A 4804-nucleotide genomic window follows, 5' to 3' on the forward strand; every position below is an offset into this window, starting at 1 on the left:
CAGCGGTCATATCTGTACAGGGTGCTGTTACCGAGCGGGTCCGTCTGTGCGAGGAGCCGGCGGCTGTCGTCGTAACGCCACAGGTGTTCCCCGCCGTTGGCATCGACCTTCTTCCACACAAGGCCGCCGCGGTGGTGGTACACCGTCAGCTCCCCGTGGCTGTCGAGCACCTCGGTCACTCCCTCCCGGAACGTGAGCCTGTGGTCGTATATGCCGCCGTCGCCCCACGTATGTACGCAGCGCGAACCCACGCCCGTACCGTCGTACTCGAAGTACCACGCAAGGCCGTTGCGCCATGTCTCCTTCACGATGAGCCTTCCGGCATACTCGTATGTCATCACGTCGCCCGCCGCGTTGCGCTGGAGGGTCATGTTGCCGTCGGCGTCGTACTCGTAGGAGGCGAGGGTAATCTCTTTCTCCGGATCTTCCGGATGCGGGCCGCATATCTCAAGGATGCGTCCGCTTCTCGTGTCGTGCTCCACCCTCAGGAGGCGGCCCGCGCTGTCGGTGATGGAGCGCAGCAGGCCCTCTTTCGTGTAGTCGAAGCGGATGCCCAGGCCGTTGCAGTCGGTCACGCTCTCAAGCAGGCGCACGGAATCGTACTCCTTGTGTGTGAAGCGGTAGTAGAGGTCCTCGGCCATGTCCCACACGCAGTAGCCGCCGTCCTGTTCCAGACGGGCCTCCTTGCGTTCGGAGAGGATGAACGAGGGTTCCTCCGCTGTAGGCAGGGGGAAGGCCACCGGGATGCCGTCACTCATGCGGAGCGTCAGCGTGCCCTCTTCCGTGTCCGCGACGACGCCCATGTCGTAGGCGTGGTGCCACCCGTTGCCCAGAGGACCCCGGTAGTCGCTGCGGCTGTACCACGTGCGCTCCCATGACAGGGGCACCGGGCCGTCGAGCCAGAAGTCCTCCTCGTCGGTGAAGAACGTGCCGCTGGCCACGTCCACGGGGTGCCCCGTGACCGTACAGATGGCCTTGTGGAGCATGTTCTTCAGGGATTCGCTCTTTATCGTCCTGTTGACCTTGCTGTGCAGCCTGTCCGCCAGCTTCCTGGTCTTTTTCTTGTAGAAACGCCCGAACGCCCCCGTGCATTTGCGGGCGAGTGCCGCCATGGGGTTGAGGGGGACGGGAACCGGGCTGGTGAGTATCTGCCTGGCGGGAGGTATCGGGTTGATGACACCCGTGGGCAGGAACATGCCCGGAACCTTGTGCACGCTCGGTATGCCCACGTCGTTGCAGTCAAGGTGCAGGTGCGCGCCGCCGCCCGAGAAGGGCATCCCGTCGGCAAGTACCGTCAGGCTGCCCATAAAGGCGTGGCCGTTGTTCTTTGGTATCGCCGCTGAAGGGGCCGCCCAGCCTGCCCCCATGGGGATGTGCGGGATGCTCCGCGTGGGTGTGGATGCGACCGCGCGGGGGATGAAGCCGCCTATCTTGACGGTGGCTCCGAGCATACCTACAGCCATCGTCAGCACGGTGTGGCCCACCTCGGCGAGCTTCGCGCTGTCGGCGTCGCCCGTCTGTTCCGCTGTCGGTGGCGGGGGGATGAACGAGGAGACCGCCGCCGCGATGAAGTCCTGCGGACGGAGGAGAACCCCGACATAAGGGTGAGGCATGGGCACGACGGGGGACGGGGGTATCGTCACGAGGTGGATGTCCACGCCGATGACCGGGTCGAGCTGCTTGGAGATAGGCAGGCAGGCCATGCCCTTCATGCCCATGGCACCCAGTACGGGGAGCATGGCGGCTTCGCTCAGGCCGTCGGCAAGGCCGCCGATGGCGGCTGCCGCCTTGACGCCCGTGTCGAGGGCATTGACAGACGGTGACACACCGGCATCGGAGTTCGCCTTGACGCCTTCCGAGATGCCCTTGACCTGCGCCCCTACGCCGGTCTTTAGGTTTGCACTCACGCTGTCGAAATAGCCTGTGTCCGCCATATATATTAGAGTTCAGAAAATAAATTATCTACAAAATATTTAAATGACTGTGCTACTTGTACAATATTATGTTTGTAATTCATTTCATTAGTCTTTTTATTATCCCACTGATCCATAAGACAGTAGTATATTTTCTTATTTGATACGTTTATAGAATAAAAATTACCTCCTGAATCTATTGCGAATGGGACAAAACCTAATGGTAATGTTTTGTGTTCCCAACAGTCTATAGTATTGGTAGATATTGATTTGGTATTACAGTCATCGTATTTAATAGGTAAAAATAGATTAATTTCTACAACATCTAACTTTTTGTTTTGTGGAATAAATAAGTTGTTAGATGGTATACCTCCATTATTCTTTAAATAGAACAACTTCATACTTTGAGGAATTTCAATTTTTAATTTTAACTCAAGATCCTCAATATCCCTTTTGGTTATCGAAGGCCAATTGTCAGATACTATCTGTTTACTATTATCATCTTTCTTATATATTAAAGGTGCTTCTATTTCTTTGCTTTGCTTATTTATTCCCGATTCTAATTTGGCAAAAAAGACATTGATAGATGTAGATATTAGTGTTGGTTTGCCAAATACAAATATATCCCCAGCCATACCAGTGATAGGGTAAAGATATACCTTATTATCATTATCTTTTAAATCAACAGCAATGCGGCCTTCATCTTCACTTTCCATTCCAAATATAAACATATTCGGTGGTATTGCGAATGCTTTATGCATTTTAATAGTTTCTCCTTCCGCTGTAAAATCAGGATCATCATTAAAATCTTTCACATATTTGATAGGAAAAATACTTTCAATTTCAATATTTTCTTCATTAAGCATCGTTATTTTTTTATCTATCGTTCCACCATTGTGGTGTAAGTAGAATTCCTTTAACACCTCTGGAAGTGTTAAATTCAACAATGACTCCACATTTTCTAAGTCCTTAATAGTGATTCTTTTTTCAGAATCTAAAACTTTCAACTCCATAAAATTAACCTTATTTTTGATAACTGGGTTTTCGTCCAGTGACCCAACCCTTTTTATAAGCTTTATTCACTGATTTACGAGTCCCATATTTTACTTTCATCTTAGACTCAAATTGTTTTACAGATCCAGAATGATTTTCTTTTTGATGTCGCCCATTAGTACGAACTAATTGCATCGTAGTAGTTCCCGTTTGAGGATCAAAATCATCAACATGATGCCATGTATAACCTTTTGCTTGACTTCGAGATATTCCAGCTGCTTTATATGCTGCTGTAAAATCTCGTCCTCGGCTTCCTTGCATTGTTATTACTACTGTATTTTTTTGGGCACCTGTGACTGGGAATAAATCAGTATCATTTGGCATGAAATCTAAAAGCCCTAAAACATCGATACTGATATTTGTGTCAATAACATATCCATATAAATTTGTAAGCCCACTAAATAATCCAATCGGATCTTGCGAGACATACATTCCCATCTTCGGTGAGTAATACCTGAACCTGTTGTACGCCAGCCCTGTCTCCCGGTCATAATACTGCCCCTGGAACAGGAACGGTACCATTCCCTTGTTGCCGGTCTCCTCAATGACGTTCCCGTCCATGTCAAGCACCCGGCTCCACACCTCGTTGCCCTCGGCGTCGTATGCCTCCGTCGGTGTTCCGAGCTGGTCGGTCAGTATCGAGTAGGACTTGCCTTCCTTTATCATTGCCACCGGCACGAAGGAATCCTCGTCGAAGAGCCATACCGTCATGTCGCGGCGTTCCGTGTCCGTGTTCCACCTGTCCTCCACGACGGAGTATTCCCTATGCTGCTTCCACTGGTGCAGCGGCACGTTGCCGTTCCACACCCACCGCGTCACCGTCGTGCCGAAGCTCTTGGAGAGCCTGCGCCCGAGCGCGTCGTATGTGAACTCCACCTCCCTCTTGTCGGGCCGCACCACCTTTGCCAGAGAGCCGTCGGCGTTCCACCGGTATCTCCAGTGGTCCTTCTTGCCGTCAAGCCACCTTCCCGTGCCGAGGTAGCGTTCCGTCAGGTTCCCGTCAGCATCGTACTCGCAGTGCCATTCGCCGTCCTGCTCCAGCCGTCCGCCACCGAGGTAGCGGCGCAGCCTCATGTCCGGGTCGGGATACAGGTTTCCCGTCTGGTCGCTCTTCCTCCACTGCACCCTGCCGTCGGGGTATTCCGCCCTTTCGAGCTGCCCCGTCGGGGTATAGGAGTAGCGTGTCTCGCCATGCCTGCTGTCCTCCACGGACAACAGCCTGTCGGCGACGCCCCAGCGGTAGCGGCGCATGTGCCGTGTGCGCGAGTCCTTGCGTGTGCGGGCATCCACCAGACGGCCTATGTCATCATAGGCGAACGAGCGGACAATGCCTCCCGGAAGGATGCGTTCCACCTCGAAGCCCAGCGCGTCGTGGCGGTGTGCCGATTCCCACGAGCCCGCGCCGTCGGCGTCGCTGCCACCGGTGGCAGTGAACCCCTCAAGCTCCCCGTAGGCGTTGCGGGTGTAGTGCAGCGAGGCCCCCGCCGTGCTGTCGAGCGTGAGTATCCTGCCGGTATGGTCGTAGGTGCGGAGTATGGTGTTGCCGTCGGCCGTTTCCCGTGTCGGAAGTCCCAGGGAGTTGTACGCGAACTCCACCGTGCTTTCCCCCCTCGATGCCTGCACCAGCCTGCCGGACAGTCCGTAGGCGTAGGTCTGGTCGGGGTCGCCGGCCGTGGGGTATGAGACGCGCGTCACGCGCGAGCAGGCGTCATAGCCGTATTCCCTTTCCGTCCCCGAAGGCAGCGTCTCCCTGACGACGCGTCCGCCCCTGTCACGCAGGTAACGACGGACGGCCCCGTCGAAGCCTTTCTCGGCGGTGACGTTTCCCACAGCGTCGA

The 4804-nt window shown here is 54.4% G+C and carries 3 protein-coding genes; all 3 read right to left on the reverse strand.

What is annotated here, in order from left to right; translation table 11 throughout:
- The coding region (locus DW036_RS02750) for a DUF6531 domain-containing protein (RefSeq protein ID WP_222850734.1) at nucleotides 1-1934 on the reverse strand (1934 nt) is incomplete at its 3' end.
- A gap of 5 nt (nucleotides 1935-1939) precedes the next feature.
- On the reverse strand, nucleotides 1940-2926 hold the full coding sequence (locus DW036_RS02755) for an SMI1/KNR4 family protein (protein WP_118356596.1): 987 nt from the start codon (nucleotides 2924-2926) through the stop codon (nucleotides 1940-1942).
- 10 nt (nucleotides 2927-2936) lie between these two features.
- The coding region (locus tag DW036_RS02760; RefSeq protein ID WP_207810859.1) for an RHS repeat-associated core domain-containing protein at nucleotides 2937-4804 on the reverse strand (1868 nt) is incomplete at its 5' end.

The organism is Bacteroides sp. AF39-11AC (genome assembly GCF_003474285.1).
Lineage (GTDB): Bacteria > Bacteroidota > Bacteroidia > Bacteroidales > Bacteroidaceae > Bacteroides.